Source organism: Bordetella genomosp. 13 (assembly GCF_007679965.1).
Lineage (GTDB): Bacteria > Pseudomonadota > Gammaproteobacteria > Burkholderiales > Burkholderiaceae_B > Bordetella.
Genome location: NZ_VEHL01000007.1, coordinates 174848 through 189463, shown reverse-complemented (window position 1 = coordinate 189463; position 14616 = coordinate 174848). Strand labels below are relative to the sequence as shown.

15 protein-coding genes are annotated in these 14616 nt (G+C 69.3%); 6 read left to right on the top strand and 9 right to left on the bottom strand.

What is annotated here, in order from left to right; genetic code table 11:
• The first annotated feature begins 13 nt into the window (after positions 1-13).
• Both FS845_RS17740 and FS845_RS17735 read left to right on the top strand, forming a co-directional pair.
• Complete coding sequence (locus FS845_RS17740) at positions 14-562, top strand: putative colanic acid biosynthesis acetyltransferase (protein ID WP_144637725.1); 549 nt, start codon at positions 14-16, stop codon at positions 560-562.
• A 10-nt stretch (positions 563-572) separates the two neighbouring features.
• Entirely contained in the window at positions 573-1820 is a 1248-nt protein-coding gene (locus FS845_RS17735; protein WP_144637723.1) for a glycosyltransferase WbuB, read from the top strand.
• Between the two features lie 42 nt (positions 1821-1862).
• On the opposite strand, the gene FS845_RS17730 is transcribed toward FS845_RS17735, so the two are convergent.
• From FS845_RS17730 to FS845_RS17720, 3 genes are all read right to left on the bottom strand, one after another.
• On the bottom strand, positions 1863-2531 hold the full coding sequence (locus tag FS845_RS17730) for a helix-turn-helix transcriptional regulator (RefSeq protein WP_144637721.1): 669 nt from the start codon (positions 2529-2531) through the stop codon (positions 1863-1865).
• Positions 2532-2835: 304 nt separating this feature from the next.
• Positions 2836-3603, bottom strand: coding sequence for a response regulator transcription factor (locus FS845_RS17725; protein WP_144637719.1), 768 nt, complete (start codon positions 3601-3603; stop codon positions 2836-2838).
• A 377-nt stretch (positions 3604-3980) separates the two neighbouring features.
• Positions 3981-5600 (bottom strand): hypothetical protein, encoded by a 1620-nt coding sequence (locus FS845_RS17720; RefSeq protein ID WP_144637717.1) that lies wholly within the window; start codon positions 5598-5600, stop codon positions 3981-3983.
• Positions 5601-6205: 605 nt separating this feature from the next.
• Between FS845_RS17720 and FS845_RS17715 the strand changes: the two genes are divergently transcribed.
• Positions 6206-6424, top strand: a complete 219-nt coding sequence (locus FS845_RS17715) for a hypothetical protein (protein WP_144637715.1) — start codon at positions 6206-6208, stop codon at positions 6422-6424.
• Between the two features lie 51 nt (positions 6425-6475).
• Positions 6476-6757 (top strand): hypothetical protein, encoded by a 282-nt coding sequence (locus FS845_RS17710; protein ID WP_144637713.1) that lies wholly within the window; start codon positions 6476-6478, stop codon positions 6755-6757.
• Positions 6758-6811: 54 nt separating this feature from the next.
• On the opposite strand, the gene FS845_RS17705 is transcribed toward FS845_RS17710, so the two are convergent.
• The 5 genes from FS845_RS17705 to FS845_RS17685 form a co-directional block, all read right to left on the bottom strand.
• Positions 6812-8380 (bottom strand): argininosuccinate lyase, encoded by a 1569-nt coding sequence (locus FS845_RS17705; protein WP_144637711.1) that lies wholly within the window; start codon positions 8378-8380, stop codon positions 6812-6814.
• Positions 8381-8534: 154 nt separating this feature from the next.
• Entirely contained in the window at positions 8535-9305 is a 771-nt protein-coding gene (locus FS845_RS17700; RefSeq protein WP_260986330.1) for a SagB/ThcOx family dehydrogenase, read from the bottom strand.
• Between the two features lie 14 nt (positions 9306-9319).
• A complete protein-coding gene (locus FS845_RS17695; RefSeq protein WP_144637709.1) occupies positions 9320-10657 on the bottom strand; it encodes a YcaO-like family protein in 1338 nt (445 codons plus the stop codon).
• A gap of 23 nt (positions 10658-10680) precedes the next feature.
• Positions 10681-11241, bottom strand: coding sequence for a hypothetical protein (locus tag FS845_RS17690; RefSeq protein WP_144637707.1), 561 nt, complete (start codon positions 11239-11241; stop codon positions 10681-10683).
• Between the two features lie 37 nt (positions 11242-11278).
• Positions 11279-12274, bottom strand: coding sequence for a hypothetical protein (locus tag FS845_RS17685; RefSeq protein ID WP_186332322.1), 996 nt, complete (start codon positions 12272-12274; stop codon positions 11279-11281).
• Between the two features lie 116 nt (positions 12275-12390).
• Between FS845_RS17685 and FS845_RS17680 the strand changes: the two genes are divergently transcribed.
• Positions 12391-12990: a phosphatase PAP2 family protein gene (locus FS845_RS17680; RefSeq protein ID WP_186332321.1), complete on the top strand. Its 600-nt coding sequence runs from the start codon at positions 12391-12393 to the stop codon at positions 12988-12990.
• Between the two features lie 152 nt (positions 12991-13142).
• Positions 13143-13742: a nitroreductase family protein gene (locus tag FS845_RS17675; RefSeq protein ID WP_144637701.1), complete on the top strand. Its 600-nt coding sequence runs from the start codon at positions 13143-13145 to the stop codon at positions 13740-13742.
• 9 nt (positions 13743-13751) lie between these two features.
• On the opposite strand, the gene FS845_RS17670 is transcribed toward FS845_RS17675, so the two are convergent.
• Complete coding sequence (locus tag FS845_RS17670; RefSeq protein ID WP_144637699.1) at positions 13752-14600, bottom strand: GntR family transcriptional regulator; 849 nt, start codon at positions 14598-14600, stop codon at positions 13752-13754.
• Positions 14601-14616 lie beyond the last annotated feature (16 nt).

The following is a 14616-nucleotide window of genomic DNA, read 5'->3' as shown; positions in this document are numbered from 1 at the left end:
CCCGGGAGCGCCCATGGAAAACTCCCAACGCCTGGACCTGTTCCGGATGCCCGTCAGCTTTCGCGGCAGGAGCGTGCTGGTGGTGCAGCTGTGGCGCCTGGTGCAGAGCACCGCGTTCCGCTGGTCGCCGCAGTTCGCCTATGGCTTTCGCCGGATGCTGCTGCGCGGATTCGGCGCGCGGGTCGGGCAGGGCGTGCTGCTGCGCCCCAGCGTCGAGATCACCTTCCCGTGGAAGCTGCGCATCGGCGACCACTGCTGGATCGGCGACGACGTGGTGCTCTACAGCATGGACACCATACAGATCGGCAACCATGCGGTCGTGTCGCAGCGCAGCTACCTGTGCGCCGCCGACCATGCCATGGACGTGCCGGACTTCCCGATACGCGGCCGTCCCATCGTCATCGAGGATTGCGCCTGGCTGGCCACCGACGTGTTCGTGGCGCCCGGCGTGACGGTGCATCGCAATGCCGTGGTGGGCGCGCGCAGCTCGGTGTTCGGCGACGTGCCCGCCGACATGGTGTGCCACGGGACGCCATGTCGGCCCGTCAGGCGGCGCACCTGACGGAGCCGCCATGAAAATCCTGATCTACGGCTTGAACTTCGCGCCGGAGCTGACCGGCATCGGGAAGTACACCGGCGAGATGGCGGCCTGGCTGGCCGCTCGCGGGCACGAGGTCACCGCCATCGCGGCGCCTCCATACTATCCGCAGTACCGCGTGCACCCGGGCCACCGGGCGTGGCGCTACGCCGCGCATCTCTGGCAGGGCGTGAAGGTATGGCGCTCGCCGCTGTGGGTGCCGGCGCGGCCGGGCGGCGCCAAGCGCCTGGTGCACCTGGCCACCTACGCGCTGTCCAGCCTGCCGCTGCTGCTGTACTGCGCCGCGCGGCGGCCCGACGTCATCATCGTGGTGGAGCCGCCGCTGTTCTGCGCGCCCGCGGCGGTGCTGGGCGCACGGCTCTGCGGCGCCCGCGCGTGGCTGCACATCCAGGACTACGAGGTCGACGCGGCATTCGAGCTGGGCCTGCTGAAAGGTCGCGCACTGCGCGGCCTGGCCGACACGGCCGAGCGCTGGCTGATGCGGCGCTTCGACCGCGTGTCGACGATCTCCCGGCGCATGCTGGGGCGCGCGCGGGACAAGGGCGTCGATGCCGAGCGCCTGGTGCTGTTCCCGAACTGGATCGACGTCACGGCAGCGATCGAGGGCGCGACGCGCGTCGACTTCCGCGCCGACCTGGGCATCCCGCGCGATGCGGTGGTGGCGATGTACGCGGGCAACATGGGCGGCAAGCAGGGCCTGCAGACGCTGGCCGACGTCGCGCTGTTGCTGCGCCGCGTGCCCGAGGTGCATTTCGTGTTCTGCGGAGAGGGGCCGGAGCGCAGCGCCCTGCACGCGCGGTGCGCGGGGCTCGCGCACGTGCATTTCCTGCCGCTGCAGGCGGCCCGGCGCCTGCCCGCGCTGCTGGCCACCGCGGACGTGCATCTGCTGCCGCAGCGGGCCGGCGCGGCCGACCTGGTGATGCCGTCCAAGCTGACCGGCATGCTGGCCAGCGGACGCCCGGTCATCTGCGCGGCTGCCCCCGGCACCGAACTGGCGGCGGTGGTGCGGCATTGCGGCAAGGTCGTGAAGCCGGAAAGCGCGTTCGCCATGGCGCGCGCGCTGCTGCGCCTGGCCCGCGCGCCGCAGCAGCGCGCCGCGCTGGGCGCGGAAGCCCGCCACCACGCGCAGTCGCAGCTGCACGTCGAGATGGTGTTGGGGCAGTTCGAGCGCGAGCTTGCCGCGCTCTGCACGCCGGCGACCGCGTTCCGCGGCACGCCCTGAAGGCAGCGGCGCGGCAGGCATCCCGCAGCCTGCCACGGCCGTTCAATGCCCGTCCTCCTTCCCGTCCGGATCGTCCTGCAGCAGGCCTTGCTGCACGGCGATGTAGGCCGCCTCGGCCTGGTTGCGCGCGTTGAGCTTCCAATAAAGCGTACGCGCGTGGCTCTTCACTGTGGCCACCGATATGCCGATCTGGCGGCTGATCTCGCGCATGGTGTGGCCCGTGGCCAGCAGGGTCAGGATTTCCTTCTGGCGCGGCGTCAACGCGCGCGCGCCATGCTGCCGGTGGTGATCCGGCAGCGGCGGCGCGTGCGAAGCCGTCTCCAGGATCACGCGCGGAAAGCACTGGCCGCCCGCCAGCACCAGGTGCACGGCCGCCGCGATGGCGGCCGGCAGGGACGACTTGGGCAGCAGCCCGCCCACGCCGACGCGCGCCGATTCACGCATCAGGCGCTCGTCCAGCGCGTCGTGCAGCACCAGCGTGTGCTGCGGCGTCAGCAGCGACATCGAGGCCGACAGCACGCGCAGATCGGTGCCGATGTCCCCGGTGGTTCCCAGCACCAGCAGCTCGACGGGGCGAGCCATTGAGATCGAGGGGTCCTCCAGCCTGTTGGGCGCCATGGCCATGATGCTTTCGGGACTGCGTGCCATTTCAAGGGCGTGCTGGATGGCGACGCGCAGAATGGCGTATTCCTCGATCAGGACGGTGGTCATTCGCCGCAATCCTCTTTTACGATGCGCCGCATTCCAGAAATGGCGGCACGAAGGGATATTCGCGGCGTCACGGAAGGGCTGAATTCATCGTATCAGCGTCCGTTCAGCATTGAACTCCGTCGTGCGGACGACTGCGTACACAGCGAAAGAGCGATGCCGCAAGGGCATGCCTAGGACTTACGGACGAGAGGGCATTGGGGTGCGGCGCAATGGCCGCGGGCTCGAAAAACGGGCCCACGGCATGGCGAATGCGACGGTTCGACGTGCGCCTGGCACGTCCGCTTCGCGCGGGTTGGCGGCGTGCTCAGGCGCGCGTGGTCTCATACTCGGACCCGTTGGCGTGCAGCGGATCCCAATTGAGCGTGGCGCCGCGCTGCAATGCCGTGTACACGGCCTCGCCCTTGTTCTTCACCTGCAGGCGCTGGTAGAGCGTGCAGGCGTGGGTCTTGGCCGTCGCCACCGAGATGTTGAGCATGCGGCTGACCGTCTTGATGGGATAGCCGCGCGACAGCAGCACCAGCACCTCGTATTGCCGCGGCGTGATGTTGAGCAGTTGCGCGCCGGATGCCATCGCCGATAGCGGAGGCTCGGAGATCGGATGAAACCCGACGGCCGGATAGACGATTTCCTCGCGCATGTCCGCCGCGGGATTGAAGCGGATCTCGCCAGCGTGGGACGGCGCGGTCTGTCCGCTGGGAAAGCATTGTCCGCCCGCCATGACCAACCGGATGGCGGCCTCGAGGACCTCGATCGAGGCGCGCTTCATGAGACACCCGCGTACGCTGCCTTCTGGCAGCCTGGCCAGTGCCTGCGTCGGGATGGCATCCACCAGCAGCAGGATCCGGGTGGGCGAGAGCACCTGCCTAACGTCCGACAGCGCCTGCCACCCCGCGTCCGTATCAATGGGCAGGCCGAAGATGAGAAGCTCGGCGCCGGCGGTCTGCTCCGCCGCTTGACCCAGGTCCGCCAGGTCGAGGCCGATGATTTCCCAGGCACCTTCGACTTTGCTCAGTATGTGTTGCAAACCCAGCCGTAACAAAGGGTGGGCTTCGATCAAGACCATCTTTGACATGAAATTCCCCAGAACACATCGATAGTGCGACCAAAAATGCAGCGATTTAAGGGCCTGCCACCCACACGAAATTACGGCCAGCTACCTTTGCGGTGTCAGAGGATGAAATTTGTAACGCTGAACTGTCCGAAAATTATCCACCAACAGTTGCGAATGACGTAATCATGGTAGGGGCGGGGTCAGTGAAAAATCAAGCTGATCTTTATAAAAAAATGTCTTATAAAACAACATCATCCAACGGATGACTCCCAATGTGGGAGAAATCCTGACGCAGTTTTGCATGGGCTCATACAATTGGAGGTTTAAATGGTGTACGCATTGCGAAATGCAATCATGGCGACATATAAGTAACAAAAACCTTCCGGCAATTCAAGCGTTCACTCCATGAACGCAAAATCGAACACGGTGTGGCCGCCGTGGTGATGCCAGTGGTGCATCGAAGCAAACGGCTTGTGCAGGAAGTCGGGATAATGGACAGGCCCCCCGGTTTCCCGGTAGGTCTCCGGCGTCAGTTCTTCGATGCGGTTCAGCGACACGCCCTTGCCGTAATGGAAGAAGCCCTGGGTCTGCGCACAGCGGATCACCGCGCCGTCCGGCCGCACCACCATGCCCGCATTGCGCGCCTTGATGGGGTTGTTCACGATCGGATTCTGTGCGTGCGGCAGCCAGTCGGTGGAATCCGGCCTGTCGGCATAGAAGGCGAAGAGTTCGTCGCAATGGCTTTGCCCATCGGTACGGTCCACGTTCGTGAACAGCCACCAGCGTCCACTGTGTGGAAACACGATGGTGTCGACGGCCGACAATCCCTTCATCAATGTGGCGTGCAATTCCCACTTCAAGGGAAATTCCACGCATCGCCACAATTCGATCGTACGGTTGCCGCTTGTTTCAGGAACCATGTAGGCCGTCGTGCCGTGTTCGAAGATGTACGGAAAACTCAGGTGGTAGGGCAGGTCCAGCGCCACGCCGAGGAACTGGAACGCCCCGTCCACGTACGTGGCCACCGAGATCTTTCCCTTGCGCTCGCGGAAGTAATAGTCTTCGAAGAAGATGAACGGCTGCTGGTCGCGGGTGTGGACGAAGGGATCGGCAAAGAAGCGTCCCTTGGGCGGCACCATGACCGCCGCGTTCGACGTGATGACGCCCTGCTGGCCCGTGGGACACATGCCGATGCGCCAGCGGATGTTGCGCTTCATCGCACGTCGCGCCACCAGCCCGCAGGCCAGCCAGGCCTGGCGCGCCAGGTAGGCGGCGCCGTCCCACTGCACCGGCCGCGGCCGGGCCAGTGCAGTGTAGATCTGCAGTGTCGCGTCGCGCTGCGGCCGGTTTTCGGGGCGCAGCGCGGCGCGCAGCATGTCGCACAGCATCAGCTTGCCCAGGCTGAGCGACCGGGCGCGGTTCTTCAGCCAGAACATTTCCGTGTTGAAGCTGCGCGAGTCGAGCAGCTCGTCCGATTCTTCGGTCGCGCCCAGGCGCCACAGCTTGACGGTCGTGTGGTCCGCGCGTTCGTACACTTCCCAGAAGCCTATATGCGCCGTGTCCATCTGGTTCTTCAGTTCGGAATGCACGGGCATCCACACGCCGTGCGTGGGCAGGGTCGCCAGGGGGCCCCGTATGGCCGGCAACCCCAGCGCCAGCACGACGTCCAGCCGCAGCTCGGCCAATGCCTGCACCGCCTCGTCCGAGGCGACCAGGCGCGCGCCTGGCTGCACCGTGGACACGGGCAGTTCCACCAGCGGCGTGCCGGCCGGCAGGGTCTGGAGGAGGTCTCGGGTCTCGAGCTGTCCGCGAAGGCGGGAGTCCAGCATGCGGCTCTCCAGCCGGGCCACGGCCTCGAGCGTGGACCGGCGCCGCGTCACCTTGGCAGGGCCGGCGCGCGCGACGATCAGAGCGACGACGACGAAGCCGGCTTGGTCAGACAGCCATTGCGCCAGGTCGTGAACCCAGCCTGGCTGACTCTTGGCGTTTACCAGCAGCGCAATCCTTTTGCTGTCCATGTCGTATCCACCCGATAGAGCGTTGGAGTCGGTCGACCCCTACCAGGGGCTGATAGTGCGCGCTGTAGTGCGTGAGCTCCAGAAGGCGTTCATCCTAGGACGGACGATGGAGCCGGCCGTGCGACGGATCAGCCATAAGTCTGGGAATGTCGCAAAACAGGGATGAGGCGCGGGCCGGGGCTCAGCCGTCGGCACGAGACAGCGGGGCACGTGGCGAACGGCACCGATACGGTGAGCGCGTCCGCGCGGCCGCCAGGCTCGCGCCGCCCGCACCGCGGGCAGCCCCCGGGGCCGCGCGGGCGCCGTTCCTCATCCTAAAGGCTTAAGGGGCTCAGGTCCTGCCAGCCGCCCCGGGCCCAGCAAAACGTGCGCCAGGTGCCCCGGAGCGCGGTGGGAGCGGGTCGGAAACCGGTGCATCTAAAACTTCCAGTGCGGTCGAAAGGGGGGAATTCCGCAGGGCCCGGACCGTGACGCGAACCTGCCTGGCGGCAAAGCGTTGCGTGTCGGACACGGGTGAGACGGCCACGCCTTCCTGTCCCACGGCCCCGCCACGGGAACGCCTCTTGCGGAGCACACGCGGATCTGTAGGCAACCAGGAGGCCGCCATGCAGCAATACGCAGGTGTTGAAGACCCGCCCGGTGCGCAGCCAATGACCGCGGGCCCATCCCACGAGGTGAACCCGGGCGATGACGCGCCCGCGGGCACGCCCGGCACCGGCGAGGTGCCCTGTCCCGACTGCCAGGGATCAGGACAGGTGCAAGGCCGGACCTGCCAGACCTGCGCGGGGACGGGCAAGGTGGTCAAGGGTGTCGGCGGCGCCTGACGGCGCCGCCCGTGCGCGCCTTTTTCTTTCCGCAACCCATGGAGGTCGATCATGACGAAACCGGTATTCCACGCCGACACCGAACAGGAACGCCACAACGCGCAACCCGACGTGCAGAAGCCGCAATCGGACAGGCGCAATCCCAATCCCTACAACGGCTCGGGCTATCCGGCCGGCGGCCAGGTGGCGGAGCAGGGCAAGGATGCATATGGCCGTACCCCGGCGCAGCGCCGCCAGGCCGGGCTGCCCGAGGAACTGCCTGGGCAACGAGCCGAAGACGACAAACCGGGCGGCGTGCCGGCGCCGGAGCGCGCGGAGCGCGACGCGACCTGAGCCGGCACGAAGGCGCATCGAACGCCGCGGCGTCCGGCGGCGCCAGGGTCCGCGTCAGTCTTTCCGGCTCTCTGCGCTGCCAGCCAGCGAACTGAACGCGCGGTCCAGGTCGGCCAGCGAGCGGTCGATGTGCGCGCGCCGCTCCCTGATCCACGTATCCTGCGCCGCCAGCTTCTCGTTGGCTTCCTTCAGCATGCGCTGCATCTCGGCGGGCTGCGGGCCGCCGCTGGTGGCACGGTTCTTCACGATGGCGATCGGGTCCAGCGTCGAGCGGAATTCCTTCTCGTCCATCGGCAACTCCTGCGGATACTTGCTGCCCTTGACGGCCTCTTCGTAGATGCGGCGGGCCTGGTCGTAGGGAAAGTCCAACGGTTTGATGTCCTTGGCCTTGGCGTACTCCACCACTTCGGACGCGAAATGATGGCCCACGCGGAAGGGCAGCTTGTACTTGCGCATCAGTACGTCGGCCAGTTCCTGCGAGGCCGTCCAGTCGCTGTTCAACTCTTCCAGCGCCCGGTCGGGGCTGATCACCATGGCCTTGAGCACGCGGTCCCAGCGCTTGAGCGCGCTGATGGCGCTGTCCACCATGGCCGAGTTCTGCTTCACGTCCTTCGGATCGCTCATGCCCGGGGTGATGTTGTGCGTCTGGATGGCCGGGCCCATGGCCAGCGTCAGCGCGGTCGAGGCGTCGCTGCGCGTGTCGTTCAGCAGGCCCGGATTGCGCTTCTGCGGCATGGCGCTGGATACGTACGTGTTGCCGCCGCCTTCCTGCAGCAGGATCCACGGACGCGACTGGGCGTATTGCGTCATCACGTCTTCGACGAAGTTGCCGGTATGCAGCGCGATGGCGGTGACGATGGACGCGACCTCGACGGGCTCGTCCATGGACGACAGCTGCGAAGCGTCGTAGGCGTTGTCCACCAGCGCGTTGAAGCCCAGGTACTGCGCCATGCGCTTGCGGTCCAGCGGCCAGCTGGTGCCGTTGAGCACGGTGGTGCCCATGGGCGAGCGGTCGACGCGCACATAGGTCTCGCGGATGCGCTGCGCATCGCGGTCCAGCGCGGCGGCGAAGCCCAGCAGGTAATGGCCGTAGCTGTTGGGTTGCGCGGCCACGCCGTTGGTGTAGTTCGGAACGATGGTGTCGACGTGCTTGCCGGCCAGGCCGACCAGGGTCCTGGCCGTCGCGTTCAATTGGTCGGCCAGTTCCAGCAGCTTGTCGCGCAGGATGGCGGCGCGATAGGTGGCGTGCATGTCCTGGCTGGAGCGGCCTGCGTGCAGCAGGGTGATGTCCTGGCCGGCCGCCTGGATCAGCAGCGGTTCGAAGGTGATGACGGTGGCTGGCCGCTTGCCGCCGGGCTGGTTGCCGTCGTTGATGACCTTGGCCACGCCGGCCGCCAGGCGCGGCGCCATGGCCTTGTCCAGCAGGCCCGCCTCGGTGTTGATGACGGTGGTGGCCTTGTTCATCTCGCCCAGCCAGAAGAACGGATCGCGCGGCGGAGCCTTGGCGGGGCTCGGGGCGGGCGCGGCGGCGGATGCCGGCGTGGCGGGCTGCTGGGCCGAGGCGGTCACGGCGGGCAGGGCCAGCGCCAGGGCAAGGCTCAGGATGGTCAGGGGTTGTCTCATTGGGCGCTCTGTCGGCGTGGAAGGAGGCACTAGTGTATGTGCATGTTGCACGTAGGGCACGCCGCGCGAGGTCCGCGCCGGGGCATGCAATGCCATGCGGCGCCGGGCGTGGGTGTCGCCGGCGCGGTGCGGCGCGCGAGGTCGGGCCGCCTGTCTATCGCGCCTGCGGGCCGCACGCGTAGGCCAGCACGGCAAGGTGACGCGGCGCCCGCAGTCCCAGCAAGGCCAGCAGCGCGTCGTCGTGGAACGCGCCGATGGCGCAGCCCGCCCAGCCGGCCTGCGCGACCTGGTAGCCCAGCGCGCCCAGTTGCACGCCGGCCTCGATCAGCATGAAGCGTCCGCCGCGCTCGCCGTACTTGGCCAGCATGGGTTCGGCCTGCGCCACCAGCATTACCACGGCGGCGGGCTCGTCGGGCCAGTCCACGCCCAGCGCGCGCGCCAGTTCGGGCCACGGCGGGCAGGCTCGCACGGGCGCCAGGCCGTGGCGTTCGTTGTCGTACCAGGCAATCTGGCCCGACAGCTCGGACGGACCGTCCAGCCGGCACAGGGCGACGTAGGCCTGCAGCGGGTACTTGGCCCCGCCCGAGGGCAGCAGCCGGGTCTGGCCGCCGGGCCGCGCGCGCAGCGGGTGCAGCAGCTGGCCCAGTTCCGGCAGGGTCGCGCGGCGCGTGCCGAACGCGCGTGCGCTGGCGCGTCGCGCCCAGGTGTCGGCCTGTCCGGGCGGCGCGTCCGGCAGCGGCCAGGCGGCCTGGCCGTGCCGCGGGGGCGGCGTACCGGCCGGGCCGGCCGCGTCGCGCGCGATGCGCTGGCCCAGCACCGCGGCCCGGGCGGGATTGAGTTCGCTGTTGCGCCAGAACAGGTGGAACAGCGGCGCGTCCCGCGACGGCGTGTCGTCGGCGGCATCGGGGGGCATGTCGAACGGCATGATGAGATGCGGCCTCAGCCCAGCGGATGGGGCAGGGGGTTGGGATAGGACGTGTGCCGGGCCAGTCCGGGATAGCGCCAGTCCACGTCGGCGCTGCGGCCGCCCAGGAAGGGCGCGCGCTCGTCGGCATGCAGGCCGCTGAGCTGGGGCGACAGCACGCGCATGACGCGCAGGCCGCAGGCCGCCACGTCCACGGTGGTGAGCTCGCGGTAATACAGGTCGATGCCCGCGCGGCCCAATGCCGATTGCAGGTCGTGCAGCTGCGTGGCGGCCTGCCGCGCGCCGGTCGCCTCGGGCCGCGCTGCGTCGGCTCCCACGGCCGGGCCGTGCGGCCGGGCATGGGCGATCAGCGCGGTCTCGCGCCAGAGCTCGGGACGCAGCGTATAGAAGACCGCGTGCTGGTCGAAGCGGCGCAGCCGAGCCGGATCGGTCGGCAGGTCGTCCGTTGCGCGGCCCGCCAGATGGGCGGCGAAAGTCAGCGACTGCGTCCATTCCAGCAAGGCCTTGTGCAGCGCTGCGCCCCGGCTGGCGCGGCAGGCGATGCCCAGGACGAAGCGCGGCCGCCCGGCCCACGGCAGGCCGCCCGCCACGGCGACCACGGGATGCGGATTCCAGGCCTGGGTCAGATCGTAGGCCGCGATGGCGCCGCCGCGCCGCGCCGCGTCGTGGGTCCATTCTTCGGGCAGCGGCAGCGTGCGGCCGCCCAGGCCGTTGAGCCAGGTCGTGGCAAGCGCGTCGCGCTCCAGCAGTTCCTGCGCGGCGCGCAGCAGCGCCAGCCACGGGCCGCCGGCCTCGTCGCGCCACGCGGCCAGGCCGCTGGAGGTCGACGGCATGCGCGCCTGCCCGGCGCGCGGGCCCAGTCCCACCAGTTCCTGCGGCACCCAGCGTTCGCGGTTGTCGGCCAGACTGTACACGGGGGCGTACAGGTCTTGCGCGGATCGCGCCATAGGCCAGGGGAAATCCGGTTGCGCCCGCTGCCGGTCGCTGAACAGCGCGAAGCCGTCCTCGTCCAGCCGCATCGACGTATCGATGGCATCGCGCGGGCGCAGCGGCATGGCGGCCTGCGCCGCGGCCAGTCGTTCGAGCGCCTCGGCCAGCGCGCCGGCCGCGGCGTCGCCGGGCGCCTGCGCCACGGCGCCGGATACCGTCTGCCAGGCGTTGGCCGGGTCCTTCGGAACGGCGGCGTTGGCCAGCGGGTGGCCGTCCAGCCACGGACCCGGCAGGTCGCAGGGCTGGCCGTGGACGAAGCGCAAGGGGGGCACCAATCCGCATCGACCGCCCGCGGCGCGCGTGAGCAGGTGCCGCGACAGCGCGCCCGGCCTGTGCGCGCCGGAGGTGGACGTTGCCGGCAAGCGTGCTTCCGGCCAGTCCGACGTCACAGGTTCTGCATCCAGACGTACATCTCGAACAGCCCGCAGATCACGATCGCGACCAGCATCAGGATGCCGATCCCCGCGCCGCGCGCGGCCGACAGGTTCGAACGTTCGTACACCGTGCAGTAGATGGCGACGTAGCTGCCCAGGAAGGCCAGGACCCCGAACATGGGATGCACGAAAGCGCAGGCCACGCCCGCCGCGAGGGCGATCAGCAGCGAGACGGCGCCCAGCGTCCCGCGCTTGCCGGCGGACATGGGCGCGGCCGGGAGGTTCGAGTCGGGTATCCGCGAGGGAGGCATCGCGCCGGCGCCCTCCCGCGCGTGCGCGGTCCCGGCAGGCGGATCCGGCGGAACATCCAGTCCGTCCGGCTCGCCTTCCGGACGCCTGGCCGCCGCATTCGGTGGCGGAGCCAGGCCGACGAACATCATCGCGGTGACCGTGCTGAAGGCGCCCAGCGTCAACACGCAACTGCTGCACGTCGTCGACGTCGAGCCACCGCCTGCGGCGGACAGGTCGTCCTGCCGGCCGGCGGGATCGAATTGCGTGGGCAGACGGTACATTGCGAACTCCTCGGTATGGGGAATGCCGAAATCGATTTCACTCGGAAACGCCGCGCGCGGCGGCCGGCGCAGGCGCGGCCTGTATGGATGGCGCTTGCACGGGCGCATTCCGCAATGCCGCCGCCTCCTGCGCGGGCACGGCTTGCCCTGGCCCGCCCTGCACGGCGGCATCCTCCTGCCGCGATGCCAGCCATGGAAGCGCCAGCGCCCCGCCGGCCCGCTCATGACCCTGCCCGCAGACCGGGCACCACGGCAGCTGGAAGACCTTGTCGCGCGTGCCGGCCAGCGTCTGCAGGTCGAGGCTGGCGCTGTGTTCGATGAACCCCGCCAGCGCAACCGGCGCCGCCAGGATCGGCGCCAGCAGGGCAGCGGCGCCGCGAGGCCTTGCACTGACCGCCGGGCGCGGCGGCATGGGCGGGTCGCCCCAGCGGCGCGCCACGCGGTTGCCCAGGCAAGCGACGCACGCCGTCTGCCCGGGCACCACATAAGGCCCCACGCCCAGGGTGTGGTGATACGCGGCATCCACGAACAGGTGCGGCGCGCCGGGCCGCAGCGCGGCGTAGGCGTCCAGCGCCTGGCGCCAGCCGGCGTCGGTGCGCACCAGCAGCAGCAGGCCGGCGTCCTTGGCCCGATCGCTGCGCGGAGGCAGGCCGTGTTCCCCGGCCAGGCCGTCGAGCGCGTCGGCCAGCGCGGGCCACGGCGTGCCCAGCCAGGCCAGCGCATACGTGGCGGGGCGGCGTGCCGCGGCCGCCGGCACCAGCGCGCCGACCCGCCGGATCTGCCGCGCCGCGGCGCCGCACGCCGGATCGTCCAGCAGCGGCTCCAGGTTGTCGGCCTGCCATGCCTCGTACACCCGGCCGGCGACATCGTCCGCGTCGGCTTCGTCTACGATATACGTTTCGTCGGCCCCGCCCGTCAGCACCAGCAGGGTGCGCCCTTCATGCGGCTGCAGCAGCAGCGTCCATGCAGGACTGCGGGTCCACCGGCCCGTGGGGCCGCCGGCGCAGGGCGTGGAGCTCGTGCGGTCTGTCATCGGATACGAGGGTCTCATTGTCGAGGGTGCCGGGATCGGATTTTAGCGGGGTTGCGCGGCTGCCACCCCGTGGGGGGCGCCACGCCGCGTACCCCTGGCGCGAAGCCCTGGCCTGGATGCTGCTGCTGGGCATGCTGTTCATCGTGGGCTACCGCGCCACCAACCAATGGGCGGCGGCGCGCGGGACGGCGGCATGGTCGCTGCACGGCGCATGGGACGGCTGGATCCCCTTCGTGCCCTGGACGCTCTGGCCGTACCTCAGCCTGAACCTGATCTTTCCCTGCACGTTCTTCGCGTTCCATGGCGTGCATGCGTTGCGGCGCCACGCAGCGCGCATCGCCGCGGTGCAACTGGCGTCCTTCGGCGTATTCGTGCTGCTGCCCACCGTCAACGTCCGCCCGCTGCCGCAGCCCGACGGCATGACAGGCGTGCTGTACGCGCAGTTGCGCGCCTTCGAGCAGCCCTTCAACATGTTCCCGTCGCTGCACGCCGCGGTGCTGGTGGTGACGTGGCGGGCCTGCCTGCCGGCGCTGCCCGGCCCCGCGGCGCGCCTGGTGTGGCACGGCTGGTGCCTGCTGATCCTGGTCTCGACGGTGCTGACGTGGCAGCACGACCTGCTGGACGTGGTGGGGGGCGTGGCGCTGGGCCTGGCGGCGTTGGCGGTCTGGCCGGTTCACGCGCGGCGGCAAGGCGCGCTGCGGCGCGACGAGGCCTGAGCCGTCCACGACGCATATCGCGTCAGCTGTTTGCCATAGGTTCCATCAATGGAACAGTCTGTACCGGCATGGGAGCGATTCGTGCGCAGTCGGCGACAGTAGAATTTGCCACGTCATTCCCGCCCTATCTACCTGTCGGAAGGTTCCCCGCCATGAGCAATGCTTTCATCGACGCGCTGAAGCAGCGCCGCACCCAATACGCCCTGGGCCGCAACGTCACGCTGTCCCAGGAAGCCCTGGCCGCGCTGATCCAGGAAGCCATCAAGCACTCCCCGTCGTCGTTCAACTCGCAAAGCTCGCGCGCCGTGATCCTGTTCGGCGCCGAAAGCCAGAAGCTGTGGCAGATCGCCGTCGACGAAGTGCGCAAGGTCGCTCCGGCCGAAGGCTTCGAGAAGACCGAGGCCAAGCTGAACAGCTTTGCCGCCGGCGTGGGCACCGTGCTGTTCTTCGAAGACCAGGACGTCGTGCGCGGCCTGCAGGAGAAGTTCGCGCTGTACGCCGACAACTTCCCCGTGTGGTCGGAACAGGCCGGCGGCATGGCCCAGCTGTCCGTGTGGGCCGCGCTGGCCAATGAAGGCGTCGGCGCCAGCCTGCAGCACTACAACCCGCTGATCGACAACGCCGTGGCCGCCCAGTGGGGCGTGCCGGCCTCGTGGAAGCTGCGCGCGCAGATGCCGTTCGGCTCGAACGAAGCCCCGTTCGGCGACAAGGCCTTCATGGACGACGCCGAGCGCTTCAAGATCGCCGGCTGATCACCCGCCTCACTCCAGGCCGAGCATGCCCGCCAGGCTTTGCTCGGCCGGGGGGCGCACCAGCTGGATATGCTGTTCCAGCGCCCGCAGGTGCGCATCCATCTCGGCCACCGCCGCGGCCACCTTCCCCTGTTCCAGATAGTTCACCACCCGCGCATGCTCGTCGTGCTCGCAGGTGGCGTTGCCGGGCGGCTGGAAGATCGCCACCACCAGCGAACAGCGCGAGATGATCTCGTTCAGGTAGCGGTTCAGCATGGGATTGCGCGACAGCTCGCCCAGCCGCTGGTGGAACGCGCTGGCCAGCCTTGCCCACTCGGTCTGCGCGTAGTCGTGCATGGCACGGTGCTCGGCACGCAGCTGGCGGCGCAGCGAGGCGTAGTCGGCGCGCGTGGCGTACTGCGCGACCAGCGGCAGGATGGCCGCCTCCAGCGCGCGGCGCGCCTCGAACAGCTGTCCCACTTCCTCGCGGCTGGGCATGGCGACCATCGCGCCGCGGTTGGGGCGCAGGTCGACGACATGGTCGTGCGCCAGCCGCTGCAATACCTTCTGCACGACGGACCGGCCCACGCCGAACAGTTCGCACAACGCCGCCTCGGGCAGCTTGGTGCCGGGCTTCAGGCGCTGGCTCATGACGCTGCCGACGACCGCATCGTAAATGCGGGTCTCGATGTCCTCGCCGGTGTCGATGGCGTCGACGGCCAGCGCGCCGGGCCGCACGCGCGGGCGGCCGCGCGCGGCGTGGGCAGCCGGCGCCGCGGGCGCGGCGCGGCGCGGGCGCGTCTTGCCGGCCGGCGCCTTCGCCGCCGCGGCGGACCGTGCGGTTTTCGGTATCGGCTTGGAGGAAGCGGCTTTCGTCATGGGCATTCGGCAAGGC